General features: G+C 65.2%; 14 protein-coding genes. 4 read left to right on the forward strand and 10 right to left on the reverse strand.

Features of this window, described 5'->3' with window-relative positions; genetic code table 11:
- Positions 1 to 51 precede the first annotated feature (51 nt).
- Positions 52 to 546: a DUF3617 domain-containing protein gene (locus tag ABD654_RS05155; RefSeq protein ID WP_344702921.1), complete on the forward strand. Its 495-nt coding sequence runs from the start codon at positions 52 to 54 to the stop codon at positions 544 to 546.
- On the opposite strand, the gene ABD654_RS05160 is transcribed toward ABD654_RS05155, so the two are convergent.
- Both ABD654_RS05160 and ABD654_RS05165 read right to left on the reverse strand, forming a co-directional pair.
- Entirely contained in the window at positions 543 to 3,662 is a 3,120-nt protein-coding gene (locus ABD654_RS05160) for an efflux RND transporter permease subunit (RefSeq protein WP_344702923.1), read from the reverse strand. The genes ABD654_RS05155 and ABD654_RS05160 overlap by 4 nt on opposite strands.
- Positions 3,662 to 4,825: an efflux RND transporter periplasmic adaptor subunit gene (locus tag ABD654_RS05165; RefSeq protein WP_344702925.1), complete on the reverse strand. Its 1,164-nt coding sequence runs from the start codon at positions 4,823 to 4,825 to the stop codon at positions 3,662 to 3,664. Before ABD654_RS05165 ends, ABD654_RS05160 begins: the two co-directional genes overlap by 1 nt.
- Positions 4,826 to 4,839: 14 nt before the next feature.
- On the opposite strand from ABD654_RS05165, the gene ABD654_RS05170 reads away from it, so the two are divergent.
- A complete protein-coding gene (locus ABD654_RS05170) occupies positions 4,840 to 6,027 on the forward strand; it encodes a BaiN/RdsA family NAD(P)/FAD-dependent oxidoreductase (RefSeq protein ID WP_344702927.1) in 1,188 nt (395 codons plus the stop codon).
- Positions 6,028 to 6,041: 14 nt separating this feature from the next.
- On the opposite strand, the gene ABD654_RS05175 is transcribed toward ABD654_RS05170, so the two are convergent.
- The 7 genes from ABD654_RS05175 to ABD654_RS05205 form a co-directional block, all read right to left on the reverse strand.
- A complete protein-coding gene (locus ABD654_RS05175) occupies positions 6,042 to 6,353 on the reverse strand; it encodes a YqjK-like family protein (protein WP_344702929.1) in 312 nt (103 codons plus the stop codon).
- On the reverse strand, positions 6,334 to 6,732 hold the full coding sequence (locus ABD654_RS05180) for a phage holin family protein (protein ID WP_344702931.1): 399 nt from the start codon (positions 6,730 to 6,732) through the stop codon (positions 6,334 to 6,336). Before ABD654_RS05180 ends, ABD654_RS05175 begins: the two co-directional genes overlap by 20 nt.
- Positions 6,732 to 7,064, reverse strand: a complete 333-nt coding sequence (locus tag ABD654_RS05185) for an ElaB/YgaM/YqjD family protein (protein WP_344702933.1) — start codon at positions 7,062 to 7,064, stop codon at positions 6,732 to 6,734. The genes ABD654_RS05180 and ABD654_RS05185 overlap by 1 nt, the downstream gene beginning before the upstream one ends.
- Before the next feature lie 128 nt (positions 7,065 to 7,192).
- Positions 7,193 to 8,248 (reverse strand): phospholipase A, encoded by a 1,056-nt coding sequence (locus ABD654_RS05190; RefSeq protein WP_344702935.1) that lies wholly within the window; start codon positions 8,246 to 8,248, stop codon positions 7,193 to 7,195.
- Between the two features lie 76 nt (positions 8,249 to 8,324).
- Positions 8,325 to 9,086, reverse strand: coding sequence for a TlyA family RNA methyltransferase (locus tag ABD654_RS05195; protein WP_344702937.1), 762 nt, complete (start codon positions 9,084 to 9,086; stop codon positions 8,325 to 8,327).
- Between the two features lie 6 nt (positions 9,087 to 9,092).
- Complete coding sequence (locus ABD654_RS05200; RefSeq protein WP_425552727.1) at positions 9,093 to 11,078, reverse strand: hypothetical protein; 1,986 nt, start codon at positions 11,076 to 11,078, stop codon at positions 9,093 to 9,095.
- A 117-nt stretch (positions 11,079 to 11,195) separates the two neighbouring features.
- Positions 11,196 to 12,419, reverse strand: coding sequence for an ATP-grasp domain-containing protein (locus ABD654_RS05205; RefSeq protein WP_344702941.1), 1,224 nt, complete (start codon positions 12,417 to 12,419; stop codon positions 11,196 to 11,198).
- Between the two features lie 275 nt (positions 12,420 to 12,694).
- On the opposite strand from ABD654_RS05205, the gene ABD654_RS05210 reads away from it, so the two are divergent.
- Positions 12,695 to 13,342 carry a TIGR04211 family SH3 domain-containing protein gene (locus ABD654_RS05210; RefSeq protein WP_344702944.1) on the forward strand — a complete coding sequence of 216 codons (648 nt, stop codon included), beginning with the start codon at positions 12,695 to 12,697 and terminating at the stop codon, positions 13,340 to 13,342.
- Positions 13,343 to 13,354: 12 nt separating this feature from the next.
- The gene (locus tag ABD654_RS05215; RefSeq protein WP_344702947.1) at positions 13,355 to 13,987 is read left to right on the forward strand and encodes a class I SAM-dependent methyltransferase; all 633 of its coding nucleotides are present in this window, start codon (positions 13,355 to 13,357) and stop codon (positions 13,985 to 13,987) included.
- Here ABD654_RS05215 and ABD654_RS05220 read toward each other — a convergent pair.
- A complete protein-coding gene (locus tag ABD654_RS05220; RefSeq protein WP_344702949.1) occupies positions 13,984 to 14,577 on the reverse strand; it encodes a YajG family lipoprotein in 594 nt (197 codons plus the stop codon). The two genes, ABD654_RS05215 and ABD654_RS05220, sit on opposite strands and share 4 nt — an antisense overlap.
- Positions 14,578 to 14,638 lie beyond the last annotated feature (61 nt).

Below are 14,638 nucleotides of genomic sequence, written 5' to 3' on the forward strand. Positions count from 1 at the left end.
TGGAGGCAGCCGCGCCGCGATTGGGTTAGGATGGCAGCGCAGGCAGGCCTGATGCCCGCCAAAAAGCAGCCGCTAGCGGCTGCCACCGCGCCTATCTGGAGCCAGACGATGATGAACATGAAAACGCTACTCGCCGCCGCCGTGCTTACGCTGCCCCTTGTCGCCCAGGCGCAAACGCCTGATCTTCAGCCCGGCCAATGGAAGTTTGTCAGCGTTACCACCGTCAAAGGCGATGTGGAAATGCCCGAACGTACGGATACCGAACGCCAGTGCATTACGGCACAAGACCTGCAAAGCGCAGACTTTGGCTTTGTTGAAGAAGAGCAGGGCTGCGAGCTGCTCGACCAGGAGATCCGCGCCGACGGGCTGCGCTATACCATGATCTGCCGCGGTGAGGGCGGCGAGGCCACCATCGACGGCGAGATGCGCTTTATGGGCGAGCGCATCGAAGGCGATGTGACCATCGACACCGACTCCCCCATCGGCAAGATGACCATGAATACCCGGATTGAAGGCACCTACCAGGGCGAATGCTCGGCTGATTAAACCTCCTCACGCGGCTCGTGCTGGTCAAGCTCGGCATAAAGCTTTTGTTTGACCGCGCCCGGCGAGCCGCTGTTGCCGGCCAAAATGGCGTAGGCGACGGGCACCACAAACAGCGTGAACACCGTAGCCGCACCGACTCCTGCGATAATCACCGTGCCGATTACCAGCCGCGAATTGGCCCCCGGCCCGCTTGACAGCACCAGCGGAACGGCGCCGGCCATGGTGGTGACGGCGGTCATCAAAATGGGCCGCAGCCGGGTGACCGAAGCCTCGACCAGCGCATCGCTAAAAGCCATGCCCGAATCGCGCAGCTGGTTGACGAACTCGACGATCAGAATGCCGTTTTTGGTCGCAAGCCCCACCAGCATGACAAGCCCGACCTGGCTGTAGATATTCAGCGTCTGCCCTGTGGCGTAAAGCGCCAGCAGCGCACCGGCGATGGCCAGCGGCACGGTGAGCATGATCACCAATGGGTGGATGAAGCTTTCAAACTGCGCGGCCAGCACCAGAAACACCACCAGCACGCCCATGCCCAGCAGAAAGGTTGTGGCGCCGCCGGCCTGGCGATAGTCGCGTGAGGGGCCCTGGACGTCGGTTTGTACCGCTTCAGGCAAGACCTCGGCTACGGTGCGGTCAAGATAGTCCAGCGCCTCGCCCAGCGAGTAGCCGTCGGCCAGATTGGCCTGCAGCGTCACCGTGCGCAGCCGGTTGTAGCGGTTCAGCGTGCTGGGGCCGGCGGCATCGTCAAAGCGGACCAGGCTTGCCAGCGCAACCAGCTCGCCGGAGCGCGCCGAGCGCACGAACAGACTTTCCAGGCTCTGTGCGCTGGGCCGGGCGCCCGGCTCGCCCTCGACGATAACGTCGTATTCCTCGCCGTTTTCCACATAGCGCGTTATCCGCCGCCCGCCCAGCAGGGTTTCCAGCGTGCGGCCGATGTGGCTGACGGTAACGCCCAGACTTGCCGCGCGGTCGTAGTCGATATGCACGCGCAGCTGGGGCTGCTTTTCTTCAAAGTCGCTGTCGAGCCCCAGCAGTTTGGGGTTGTCCTCGCGCACGTAGTCGATCAGCGTGTCGCGCCACCGGGCGAGCTCTTCATAGCTGCTGCCGCCGAGCACGTACTGTACCGGCTTGCCGGTACGTCCGCCAAAGCCCTGGCTCATCACCGGGAAGGCGCGCACGCCGGGCAGGCCGCTGAGCGTTTGGCGCACCTCGCTCATGACCGGCCAGATGCTCGGGCGTTCGCCCCAGTCGGCGAGGTTGACAATAACAAAGCCGCTGTTGAAGTTTTCAATGTTGCCCCAGCCCAGCGGTGCGCGGACCAGCAGGCGTTCTACTACGCCTCGTTCCACCAGCGGCAGCAGGCGAGTCTCGATCTCGTTCATGTAGTCGAGCATGTAGGTGAAGGTGGCACCGGGCGGGCCGCTGACGATGATGTAGAAGCTGCCGCGGTCTTCTTCGGGGGTGTATTCCGTAGGCAGCGCGTCGGCCAGCCATGCTGTGGCGCCGAGCAGGGCGACGAACACGGCCACAACGGCCAGGCGCATGCGCAGCGCGCGCTGCAGCCCGCGGCGGTAGACGCGCCGGGTGGTGGCCAGCGCGCGGTGAACCCCGCGCGCCAGGCGGCCATCGTGCATGCCCGACGTTAATACCTTGGACGCCATCATCGGCGACAGCGACAGCGCCAGCACGCTGGAAAGCGCCACCGCGGCGGCCAGCGTCAGGGCAAATTCCGAAAACAGCCGGCCGATATCGCCCTGGAGAAACCCCAGCGGCACAAAAACCGCGACCAGCACCAGGGTGGTGGCGATGACGGCAAAGGCGATCTGCCGGGCACCGCGCCAGGCGGCGACCAGCGGCGTTTCGCCGTATTCCTGCATGCGCCGGTGGATGTTTTCCAGCACCACGATGGCGTCGTCCACCACCAGGCCAATGGCCAGCACCAGGGCGAGCAGCGTCAAAAGATTCAGGGTAAAGCCCATCAGCGCAAGCGCCCCGAAGCTGCCGATCAGCGCTACGGGTACGGTCACCGCCGGCACCAGGGTCGTGCGCAGATTGCCCAGAAAGACAAAGATCACCGCGACCACCAGCAGTATGGAGATAAACAGCGTCATCACGACTTCGCGAATCGCCCCGGCGATAAACACCGATGAATCGTAGTTCAGGCTCAGCGTCATGCCGCCGGGCAGCGTGGGCTGCAGCTCGGCGAGCGTCTTTTTGGCCGCGCGGGAGATATCGAGCACGTTGGCGGTGGACTGTTTCATCAGCCCAAGGCCCACCATGGGCGTGGCGTTGCTGCGAAAGATGGTGCGCTCTTCTACCGTGCCGACTTCTACCCGGGCGACATCGCCCAGGCGTATCAGCTCGCCGCTGTCGGTGGCCTTGATTACCAGCGTGCGAAAGTCCTGCGGCGTGGTGAAGCTTCGCGGCAGGCGCACGATGAACTGGCGCTGCTGTGACTCAACGGCGCCGCCGGGCAGCTCGACGTTTTCTTCGCGCAGCGCCTCTTCCACGGCGTTGACGGGCAGCCCGCGGGCGGCCAGGGCGTCGCCGTCCAGCCATACGCGCATGGCGTAGCGCCGCCCGCCCCCCACGCGCACCTGGGAGACCCCGGGCAGCACCGAGAGCGGATCTTTCAGGTAGCGCTCGGCGTAGTCGGTAAGCTCGGCGGTGGTGTAGTCCTTGCCGGTCAGGCTCAGCCAGATCACGGTATCGGAGTTGGCGTCGGCTTTTTGCACCTCGGGCGGGTCGGCCTCTTCGGGCAGGTTGCCGCGGGCCCCGGCAATGCGGTCGCGAATATCGTTGGCCGCCGAGTCGATGTCGTTATCGAGGGTGAACTCAACGCTGATGCTGGAGCGCCCGTCGCTGCTGGACGAGGAAATGGTCTCGATACCCGCCACGCCGGAGATGCGGTCTTCCAGCGGCTGGGTGATGCGCGTTTCGACGATGCTGGCCGACGCGCCGGGGTAGCGGGTGTCGATGCTGACAATCGGCGGGTCGATCGACGGATACTCCTGCAGCGCCAAACGGCTCAGGGCCAGCAGCCCGAAAGCGACGATCAGCGCGGCGAGTACGGTTGCCAGTACCGGGCGCTCAACGGAAATATCGGAAAGCCGCATCACTTGCTCCGTGTCTGGCGCAAAATCGCCCGGGTATCGGTGTTGTCGTCGACGGTGCCCAAAAGCTCGGGCGTCTGGCCGTCGCGCAGCATTTCCGTGCCGTGAATGACGATTCGCTCGCCCCGTGCCAGGCCGTCTAGAATTTCCACCTCGCCTCTGCGCCGGGTGCCAAGCTCAACTCGGCGGCGTTCGGCGCGGTTATCGTCGGTATCGTCCAGCCGCCAGACGTAGTGGTTGCGGCCTTCAGACACGATAGCGGCCTCCGGCACGGCCAGGGCTTTGCGCGTGGCCGCGTCCAGCTCGACCTGCATGAGCATGCCCGGGCGCAGGTGCTCTTCGGGGTTGGGCAGCCGGGCGCGCAGGGTCACGCTGCGCGAGATGGGATCGACCCGGGTATCGATACTCGAGACCCGGCCGCTGAAGGTCCGCTCGGGAAACGCCGCCGTGGTCGCCCGCAGCGTGCTGCCCGGCGCCAGATTCGCCAGCCGTACGGCAGGAATGCTGACGTCAAGTCGCATGACGTCGAGTTTGTCCAGGGTGGCCAGCTCGTCGCCGGGGGTGACCAGCGTGCCGACGCTTAGGTTGCGCAGCCCCATGCGCCCGGCGAACGGGGCGGTGATTCGGTAGTTGGCAAGCCTTGCCTCAAGGGCGGCGGCCTCGGCCCGGGCCTGATCCAGCCGGGCCTGGTTGTCTTCGACATCGGCCCGGGGGGAGAGGTTGCGCTGCTGCAGCTGCGTGCTTCGGCGCAGGGCGTTTTCCGCCTGGCGGGCGCTGGCCCGGGCGGCGCGCAGCCGGGCACGCTCCTCGGTATCGTCCAGCTGGAACAGGCGCTGGCCGGCGTCGACGGCGTCGCCGTCGTCAAAATCGATAGCGCTAATCACATCGGTGACGGTGGCCGAGAGCGTGACGCTTTCATCGGCTTTGAGCGTGCCCGGTGCGCGAACAATATCCGCCCAGCTTTGCTGGCTGACCCGGGCGGCAATGACCTGCGGCGCCTTCGCGCTGCCCTGTGCCAGCGCCGGGCCTGCGGCCAGCGCGAAAAGCGCTGCCAGCATAAACCGGGCAAGGCGGCAGGTGAGCCCGGCCGTCGCCGGCACGGCTTTGATGGCGGGCGGTGTGGTAAAAAGAGCGGGGTAGGCTGTTAAACTAGCCGCTTTGTGCATACCGGAGCTGCCTTGTGAAAACCTATGACGTGGTGGTAATCGGCGCGGGCGCGGCCGGGCTGATGTGTGCCGCCCAGGCAGGCTATGCCGGTCGGCGCGTGCTGCTTTTGGATCATGCGAAAAAAGCCGGCAAAAAGATACTGATGTCCGGCGGCGGGCGCTGCAACTTTACCAACATGGCGACTACCCCACAGCATTTTTACTCGCAGAATCCGTATTTCTGCCTGTCCGCGTTGAAACGCTACGCGCCCGGTGATTTTGTCGAGCTGGTGGAGCGCCACGGCGTGGACTACGTGGAAAAAGCGCCGGGTCAGCTGTTCTGCGCCGGCTCGGCCAAGGCCATTGTGCGGGTGCTGCTGACCGAATGCGAGTGGGCCGGCGTGGACGTGCGTCTGGGGACTTGCGTAGAGCGCGTTGAGCGCCGCGGCGAGGGCATGCGTCTGGCGACGTCTCTGGGCCACGTTGATGCCGGCGTGGCGGTTGTCGCCACCGGCGGGCTTTCGATTCCCACCATGGGGGCGACGGGCTTTGGCTACGATATCGCCCGCCAGTTCGGCCTTGAGGTGCTGCCTACCCGCCCGGCGCTGGTGCCGTTTACCCTGAGTGAGCCGTGGAAAGCGCGCGCAGCGGCGCTTTCCGGGGTGAGCGTTGACGTGCGCGTCGCCTGCAACGGGCGTGAATTTGCCGAGCCCATGCTGTTTACCCACCGCGGGCTTTCCGGGCCGGCCATGCTGCAGATCTCCAGCGTCTGGCGGCCGGGCGACACACTAACGGTGGATCTGCTGCCCGCCGAAGACGCGCAAGCCGCGCTGCGCAAGGCGCGTTGCGCCACGCCCAAACGCCGGCTTTCCACCTGGCTTGGGGAGCGTTTGCCTAAACGCCTCGCCCAGGCACTGCTGCAATGGTACGGCGCGGCGGAAACCGCCACGCCGCTGGCGGAGTATTCCAACGCCGCCGTCGACGTCTGGGCCGAGCGGCTGAACGCGTGGGCGCTGAAGCCGGCGGGTACCGAAGGTTGGCGCACAGCGGAGGTGACGCTGGGCGGGGTGAACACCGACGCGCTGTCGTCGAAGGATTTTAGCGTCAGCGAAATCCCCCAGCTGCGCTTTATCGGCGAGGTGCTCGACGTCACCGGCGAGCTTGGCGGATTCAACTTCCAGTGGGCCTGGGCGTCGGGCGTGGCCTGCGGCCGGGCCTGCTGAGGCGGTACGGCGCGTCAGGTGCTTAGGCGTTGCAGCTTGCGCAGCAGCACGTAGCCGCCCAGGGCCCGGCGGCCAAGGCGCAGCGCCTTACCGGGGCGGCGCAGCAGCTGCCAGGCGACGCCGCCGCCGGCCAGCAGCAGCGGCGCCTTGTAACGCCGTAGCGTGTGCCAGCCGCGATCCAGCGGCGTCGCGGCGCGCTCAAGGCGGAGGCTTTCGACCATGATGTCGATGCGCTGCTGTTCCAGGGTATCCAGCAGCTCGCGCTTGCGCGCCGCCCGGGACGGCGGCCGAGGGGGGCGGGATGAATCAGCGTGATTGACGGGCATGGCGGTCTTGCTCCAGTAGCGCGCGGTCGGTGGCCAGCTGGTCCAGCGTGTCTTTCAGCAGGGTGTGCCGCCGGGCCTGGCGTATGGCCACCAGCGCCAGCACGACGCTTGCCAGCATGAGCACGGCCGCACAGCCGCCAATGGCCAGCAGGCGGTAGCTGTCCCAGAACACGGCAATCACCAGCGCGGTGAAAGTGGCCGTGGCCAGCATGAACAGCAAAAGGCTCGCGCCTGCCAGCAAAAGCAGCGTAAGCAGGCGCGCGCGCTCTTCTTCCAGCTCCAGCACCGCCAGACGCAGGCGCGTCTCGCCGTTGGCGACAAGCGTGCCCAGCGCTCGCCTGGCGGCCTGGATCACGCGCTGGCTAGGGCCCAGCGCCATTAGCGCCGCCCAAGCAGCAGCCCCACGACGACGCCGGCGGCCGCGCCGATGCCAAGGCTGGTCCAGGGGTTGTCACGCACGTAGCGGTCGCAGCAGTCGGCCTGCTGGCTCAGGCTGTCGCGGGTGCCGGCGTAGAGCCGCTCGCCCCGGGCTTCAACGCGGGCGCGGGTGTCTTTCAGGCGCTGCTCGGCGCGCTGGCGCAGGTCTTTCATTTCTGAGCTGGCATCCTGGGCTGTGGCGTTGACCAGCTCTTCAACGGTATCGCTTAGGTGGCGCAGGTCTTGCTGCAGCTGTTCGGTTTGCTCGTGGCGATCTGAAGGTTTCTTGGCCATGAGGCTTCCTCCTGAGTGATGCGGTACATGAGTGGCGGCGCCAATGCATGCTACACCGCCGGCCGGACACCAGCATAGCAGGTGTTGCGGTGACGTATCAGCCTATGCATCGGGCGAGCGGGCAACGTTTAGCGCAGCAGGCCGCTTGGGGTAAACAGCGGATTGATACTAAAGCCCAGGCTCAGCCGATGTACCCGATGGTTGTAGTCGATCAGGCTTTCGCCGTAGCCGTAATAATATTGCACGTGGCCGCGCAGGCCGTTAAACGCCGGCCAGCTGTAATCGATCTGCGTGCCGTAGTTGCCGGTATCGGGGTTGCCCCGCAGCTGGGCGGCGATTTCCTGGTCATGGTCAAAGCGCCGGGCCAGGCGCAGATCGCCGTAGCCCACGTAGCGGTGGATGTCGGGGTTGTCGTCGTTGCCGTCGGATTCGGGAATACGCCAGTGCGGGGCAAACGTGACCGCCCAGTCGCCGCGCTGCAGCGTGCTTTCCAGATAAACGCGGTTCCAGCTGCGCGAAAGCGGTGCCGAACGGCCGTTGGACTGGTGGTTGAGCGCAATGCGGTTGCGCGTGTTGACCCAGCCGAACAGGTTCCAGGCGTTGGCAAAATCGATAAAGAGCTCCGGCTCGTAGTTGGTTTCGCGGAAAGGCGATGACGAGTCGGTATTGTACGCCTGCCACCAGCTGCGCTGGGTGTAGCCGAAAAACACATCACCGCTGTCGCCGAACAGGTTGTCAACAATGGCGAACTTGGCGCTGAACTGGAACTTGGCCTCGGTGCGGTCGGCGCGCCCGTCGGGGTCGATGTGGCGAAACCGGGCGCGATTCTGGTTGCCGTTGTAGCTGATGGGAAACAGATAGTTGGTGCGGTGTGCGGTAATCGAAAACGGGTTGTGGCTGGAGGCTTTTTCCAAGACCTGGCGTTCTCGGGTTTCTTTGATAGCGCGCTCTTCCGGTGCGGTGGGCGTTAGCGCTGCGGCATAGGCCGAATCGGCAAAGCGCGGCGAACGCTTGGCTTCAAGCGCGACAAGCTGCTGGTTAAGCCGGGCTATTTCATGGCGCAAGGCGTTGATGCGTGCGTTGAGGGTTTTCTGTTCGGCGTTGGCGGGTACCGCACAGGCGCTGCCGGCAGAAACGGCCAGGGTGAGGCCCAGGCCGGCAAAAAGAAGGTATCGGGCAGTCATGATCGCGGCTCGTCAATGGGTCAACAGGCAGACGCCTGGGTTTTTTCTATCACGCCGCGGCGAGAAGTCAACGGGGTCAGGCATGTTGACGATGGGCGTGCAGCAAAAATTCGCGGTTGCCGTCGCTGCCGGTAATCGGGCTTGGCTGCCAGTGGCGAACGGTAAGCCCGCTTTGCTCGCAGGCCCGGGTGACGCGCTTGCGCACTTCGCTATAGCGGCGCGCATCGCGGACGATACCGCGTTTATCCAGCGCGGCAGGGTCAAGTTCAAACTGCGGTTTGACCAGCGAAATAAGCTCGCCGCCGGCCGGTAGCGCGGCGGCGATTTCCGGCACAATCAGCGTTTGTGAAATAAACGAGACATCCATTATCGCAATGCTCGGCGGGTGCTGCCGGCATAGCGCGACAAACGCCTGTGAGCGGCCAAGCGCTCGGGCGTTGACGCCTTCCAGGCAGCTGACCCGGGCGTCGTTGCGCAGGGCCGGGGCGAGCTGGCCGTGGCCCACTTCAATGCCGATGACGTGGCGCGCGCCAAAGCGCAGCGCGCAGTCGCTGAAGCCGCCGGTGGACTGGCCGATGTCCAGCACGACCCGGCCGTCGAAGCGTTTGCCCAAAGCGTTGAGCACCGCTTCGAGCTTGAGCCCGGCCCGGGAGACGTAGCGCTCCTCGGGATCGTTCTCTACCGCAAGCGGGATGGTGTCGGCGAGTTTCTCTCCGGGCCGGGTCAGGCGCTTGCCGGTATCGGGGCGCGTTACCCGGCCGTTTTTGATCAGCCGCTGGGCCCGGGTGCGCGAGTCGGCGAGCCGGCGGGCGACGATAAGCTGGTCGAGACGTGGCATGACGGGCTACCTGGTGGGGGGCTTTGCATCGTGGGAGGCGGCCTGAAGCCCGCCCGGCGGCAGCCGGTCGGCGCCCCAGCTGCGCTCGATGTAGCCCTTCACCCGGTTGAGCTCGTCTTCGCCCACCGCGGCCAGCTCGCCGTGCTCCAGGGCGTCGTGGTGGTAGATGTACAGCCGGGAGGCAAACTGCTCGAACGGCAGCGAGGCCTCGCCGAAGCGCTCGCCGTTGCCGGCGGTGCTGACTACCACGCCGTCGCCCCAGTCCTGGCCGCTGTCGTTGTTGGGATTGTAAAAATACACGCGCATCTGCTCGCCGGGGTCCAGCGAGGCGCGCAGCACCGTAATGGCATGCCAGCCGATAAAACGCCCGGCGCTGTCGGTGACCGCAATGCCCGCCGGCTGAGGGTGGATCAGCGGCTGGTTGCCGTTATACAAGGGGTGGTAGCTGGCGTAGAAGTGGCGCAGAAAAGTATCGACGTCGATGAGCTGGCCGGTGGCAACGTCGACGCTGATGCGAAAGCCGCGCCCGGCCCACCAGCCGTGAAACTCCGGGTTGACCCAGCGGTGAGGATCGCCGTCCCGGCCCACGCAGCGCCGGCCCATCTCGGCGTAGATGCGGTCCAGATGGGGCACCACGATCAGCGATACCGGGTCCAGATCCATGGGCAGCTCGGTGGCCACGCCGGTAAGGCTTGCCATGGACGAGATCGGCTGGCCCTCGAAGTGCATGATGATTTCATCGTCCCGGGCCGCCCAGGCGACCATCTGCAGCAGGTAGTCCGGGTCGTTGTAGGCCCACATGGACAGCGCCCGGGCCGACTGGCAGGTGGGGTTGTTGCCCTGGCCGACCCCCAGCGGCAGGCCCAGCATGCAAAGCACGCCTTCGAGCAGCCGCGCCCGGGGCGACACCGCGTCGCCCAGCGCCAGGGTGAGCCGCGCTTGGGACCACTCGGAAAGCGTAAGCCCCAGCTGGCGCCACATGGCCGGGGCTACCGGCGGCTGGTAAAAAATGCCGCGTTCAAGGGTCAGCGCCAGGCCGTACACGGCCTGGGCGGTGGCCGGATGAATGCCGGTGCGGATCAGCGCCAGCGCCAGATCCCGGTAGCATAGCAGGCAGTCGCGGCCGGTGGACGAAAGCCCCAGCGCCTCGACGATCAGCGGCGGACTGTACTCGACCAGATGGCGCAGCAGCACGGCATGGTAGGGCGCGACCAGCCCGGTATCGTGCATGGCCCGGGCAAAGCCGGTGGCCTCGGCCTGCAGGCCGGCGTGATCCATGCGCTCCAGACGCTGGCGGTAGACCTCGATGCCGGGGTCTTCCTGGCAGCCCTGGGTGGGGCCGAAAAGCGCGCTGACCAGCCGGGCGGCACCCTGGCCGCTGGCGCCCAGGTCAATCGCCGGATCGGCCTGGCACAGCGCGATCTGGGTGATCATCTGTCTGATGGCATCGGTTTGTAGCGGGCGCTGCTGGAGAATGCGCCAGATTTCTTCGATGAGCGTGTCGATGATGTGCTCGTAGCCGATGCGCGCGGCCAGATGCTGAAACAGGCGGCGGGGAATCTGCGCCAGACGCCCCTGGGCTTCGCGCTCGGCCTCGGTGGGCGGGGTAAACAGCAGCCACAGGTTGAGCGCCAGGGTCTGGGTGAGGTAGCGGTGGGCGTGTTCGGCCGAGACCTGCGCATGGTGAATACCGGCCTTGGCTACGGCCAGCAGGCGCAGCTCGCTGAGCGCCTCGATGACCACCACGTTGGCATCCATGCTTTGCAGCGCCAGCCGTGTCATGGAAGGCAGCAGGTGTTGCGGGGTGGCCCAGTCCGAGCCGTCGAACACGCCGGCGTTTTCCAGCGCCTGGGCCCGCGCTTCAAGCGCGATACAGCCGCCGTCTATCAGCAGCACGCGGCGCGCCGTGTCCAGCACTCGGGGAAGCCGGGCCGCCCTGTTGAATGCAGGCGCCCGCGCAAGCTGGGCCAGCGCGTCGTCGAGCTTTCCCACCAACGCGTTGAGCCGGGCCGCCTCGTCGCAAGCGGCCTGAGTGGAAGCGGTGTTGTTTGCCGAGGTCACGGTGACTCCTTATCCCTGCCGGCAGGGGTGTCCCTGCAGATGGGCGGATTATACATAGAAGTCGAGCGTTTCTTGATGTTTCAGCAGATCGCGCAGGGTATGGGCATCGTCACCCTTGAAGTAGACCAGCCCCCAGTGGGTGCCGAACGCGGTGCGCTTGGTCACGGTTTCTTCCATGGGTGAAGTCAGCTCGTGGGACTCGAAGTAGGGGTGGTCCTCGACCTCCTCGGGAAGCGCCAGCCGGCTGACCACGCGCCGGCGCGGGTAGACGCCAAAGCAGCCGGCAAAGCCGTCGGCGTCGACCACTTCCCGGGGGAAGAACGCGGCGACTTCGTCAGGCGTGGTGTGGGGATCGAACACCAGCATGGTGGCCTGGTAGGCGTTGAAACCGTAGACCCGCTCCAAAAGCTCGAAGACCTTGAAGCCCGGCGGGCGGTACGCCACTTCGCCGAAGTACATCTCGCCGTCGCTGGTGACGAAATATTCCGGGTGGATCAGCCCGAAGCTGATGTCGAAGGTCTTGATCAGCTTTTCAATCTGCGCGGTGATCTGGGCGCGGTATTTCTCCAGCTCCGGCGAGGCGGGTACAAACACCGAATAGCCCAGGGTGACGTATTCGGAAATGTTGAGAAAGGCGATTTTACCGTTGTGAATCCACGCCTCCACGGCGAATTCCCAGCCGTCCAGGTGGGACTCCATCAGCACCGGAAACTCTTCGTCGGGGATGGTATCTACTTCGTCCGGGGTGCGAATCACCCGATGGCCCAAACAGCCGGCCTTGTCGAACGCCTTCAAGTGGATGGGATCGTTGGGGTCACCGTCGAGCTTGAGCAGGGTCTGGTTGACGCGCTTTAAAAAGCGCACCACGTCGTCTTTGTCGTGGGCCTCTTCAAAAATGCCCACGCGAATGCCGCCGAGCTGGGCGCGGCGCTTCATCAGCGCCTTGTCGCGCAGCAAAAGCGACTGGCCGTACAGGCGCGGGTTGTCGAGCAGCACCGAGTTGATCGCCCCGGCCCATTCCACGGTTTCCTCGAACAGCGGCACGGCCACGTCCACGCCCTTGTCCTTGAGCGTGGTGGCGATTTCCAGCGAGCGGTCGTTCAGGCGCTCGAAGTTCCACGAAACGTAGGGAATGTCGTGCTGGTCGCAGTAGTCTTCTGCCCAGTCCGGCGCCACCACAATGTAGCGCCGGTCGAAATGGGCAGCGGCCTCAATGGCGTTCAGGCTCCAGCCGAGAAGAGCGATATAACCTTTTTGGGTATTTTTTTGCATGGTGGCGCTCCTGTCCTGTTGTTATCTTCCGGTGTCAGGGCGTCTGCGCGCTTGCGCCCCGGCTCACTTCACTCTAGGCGCAACGGCGTCATAGTGCGAATGCACCGTCATGGTGCGAATGCACCGTTTATAGTGCGAATGCACCGCCGCGATGCGCAGACGTCTTTTCTGCGGTTTTCAACGGCTGCCGCGGGGGACGGATCGGTGTTCGGATAGCTGCGCTGAGGCGGTGAATTCGGTAGTGTGTGCGCAGCGTTTCCATCAGGATATTTCACATGCAAGTAACGACGTCTCGTTTTCCATGCCGGATCGTGCTGGCCGCCTTGTTTGCCGGCTTTTGCACCACCCCGGTGATTGCCCAGCAAACGGTGCCGGACAACGCCGTCTGGGTTTCCGAAGAGCTCACCACCTATGTGCGCTCCGGGCCTACCGACGGCTATCGCATTGTCGGCACGCTGAGTGCCGGTGAGCAGGTAGCGAAGCTTGAAACCAGCGGCAAGTATACCCGGGTGAAAAGCCAGTCCGGCGATACGGTATGGATTTTGAGCGAGGAGCTGCAGGCAACGCCCAGCGCCCGGGAAAAGCTGCCTGAACTCAAAACACAGGTGGCCGAGCTCACCGCCGAGCTGGACCGCATCAATGAAACCTGGGAGACCCGGGTCGCGGGCATGAAGCAGCGTTTGCAAACGCGGGCTCAGCGTATCGACGAGCTTGAGGCGCAAAACAAAGCGCTTGCCGACGACGCTGAAACGCTGCGCCGCCAGTCGCGCAAGCTCAATGCGCGGCTGGACACGCAAAAAGAAGATCTGCTGATGCGCTATTTCATGTACGGCGGTGGGGTGGCCGGTGCCGGCTTGCTGGTGGGGCTGATCGTGCCGCACCTGCCGCGCCGGCGGAAAAAGCGCGACCGCTGGTTTCATTAACGAGGCATGCAGATGACAGGTCAATGGCTCAAGCGCTGGCGGGAAGGGCGCATCGGCTTTCACCGGGCGACGCCGCACCCGGCCCTGGTGCGTTACTGGGCGACGCTGGGCGTTCCCCGGGCGGCCAAGGTGCTGGTGCCGCTGTGCGGTAAAAGCGTGGATATGCGCTGGCTGGCGGACGCCGGGCATCCGGTGCTTGGGGTGGAGTTTGCCCCGGATGCCATTGAACAGTTCGTCGCCGGCCGTGATCAGGGCGTGCTGCGCTATGGCCAGGCGGGCTTTGATATCGTGCGCCAGGGCAGCATCGAGCTTTGGCAGGGCGACTTTTTTCACCTGCACATTCGCCAGGTAGCTGAAATCGCGGCGTTTTACGATCGCGCCTCGCTGATTGCGCTGCCTCGGCCGACCCGCCAGCGCTATGCCTTTCACCTGGCCCAGCTGGTGCCGCCCGGCGCCTGCGGGCTGCTGATCAGCATGACGCGCAAAGACCCCGATGCCGGCCCGCCCTACAGCGTTTCGCATGCGGAAATCGAGCAGCTTTTCTCGCCCAATTTCCGCCTGACCTTTCTTGAGCAGAGCCCGCCTGACGCGCGCGGCTTTATCGAAAGCGCCTGGGCGCTTAAGCGCCGTGGGCCGATCAACTAGCGCGCCAGCAGCCGGCCCAGCTCCGGGTCGCTGAAGGCGCGGTCCAAAGCGCTGCCCAACAGCGCGTTGAGCATTTCGGTATTTTTGGCGCTGCCGGGCTTGAAGGCATATGCCTGGGTGCGCCGGGCAGTGTAGGTGCCGGTGTAGGTGGTGGCGTCGTTTTGCACAATGGCCCGCAGCACGCCCTCCAGCCGCGCCTCGTCAATGCCCGGGTTGGCGCCGTCGGCCTGGGCGTAGCGGAGCCGGGCGAGCTCCAGGGTCAGCGTGGGCCGGCCTTCGGCTTTTTCCGTGACCGGGGTAAAGCCCATATCGCGCACCGCACGGCGGGCTTCTCGCTGAAGCGCGGGAATCAGCACGTGGCTGCTGGCGATGATTTGCGATGTGGACATGCCGCCGCCGCTGCGATGGCCGATCACATCGCTGTCACGCCCGTCTTGGGCGAATACCGCAATTTTCTCGCCGCTGCCCACCTTTGCCAGCGGCGCGCTGCGCTGGGGCGTGACGGACAGATAGTGCGGGCCGGCACAGCCGCCAAGCCACAGCACGGCCAGCACTACGCCTAGGCCGCGCAGAAAAAAGCGTCGCTGCATGGTGATCTCCGCTGTCGTGGTTGAGACGGTGGCACAATACGTGCGCGCAGTTTAGCCGCTT

It is taken from the genome of Halomonas cibimaris (assembly GCF_039537045.1).
GTDB lineage: Bacteria > Pseudomonadota > Gammaproteobacteria > Pseudomonadales > Halomonadaceae > Vreelandella > Vreelandella cibimaris.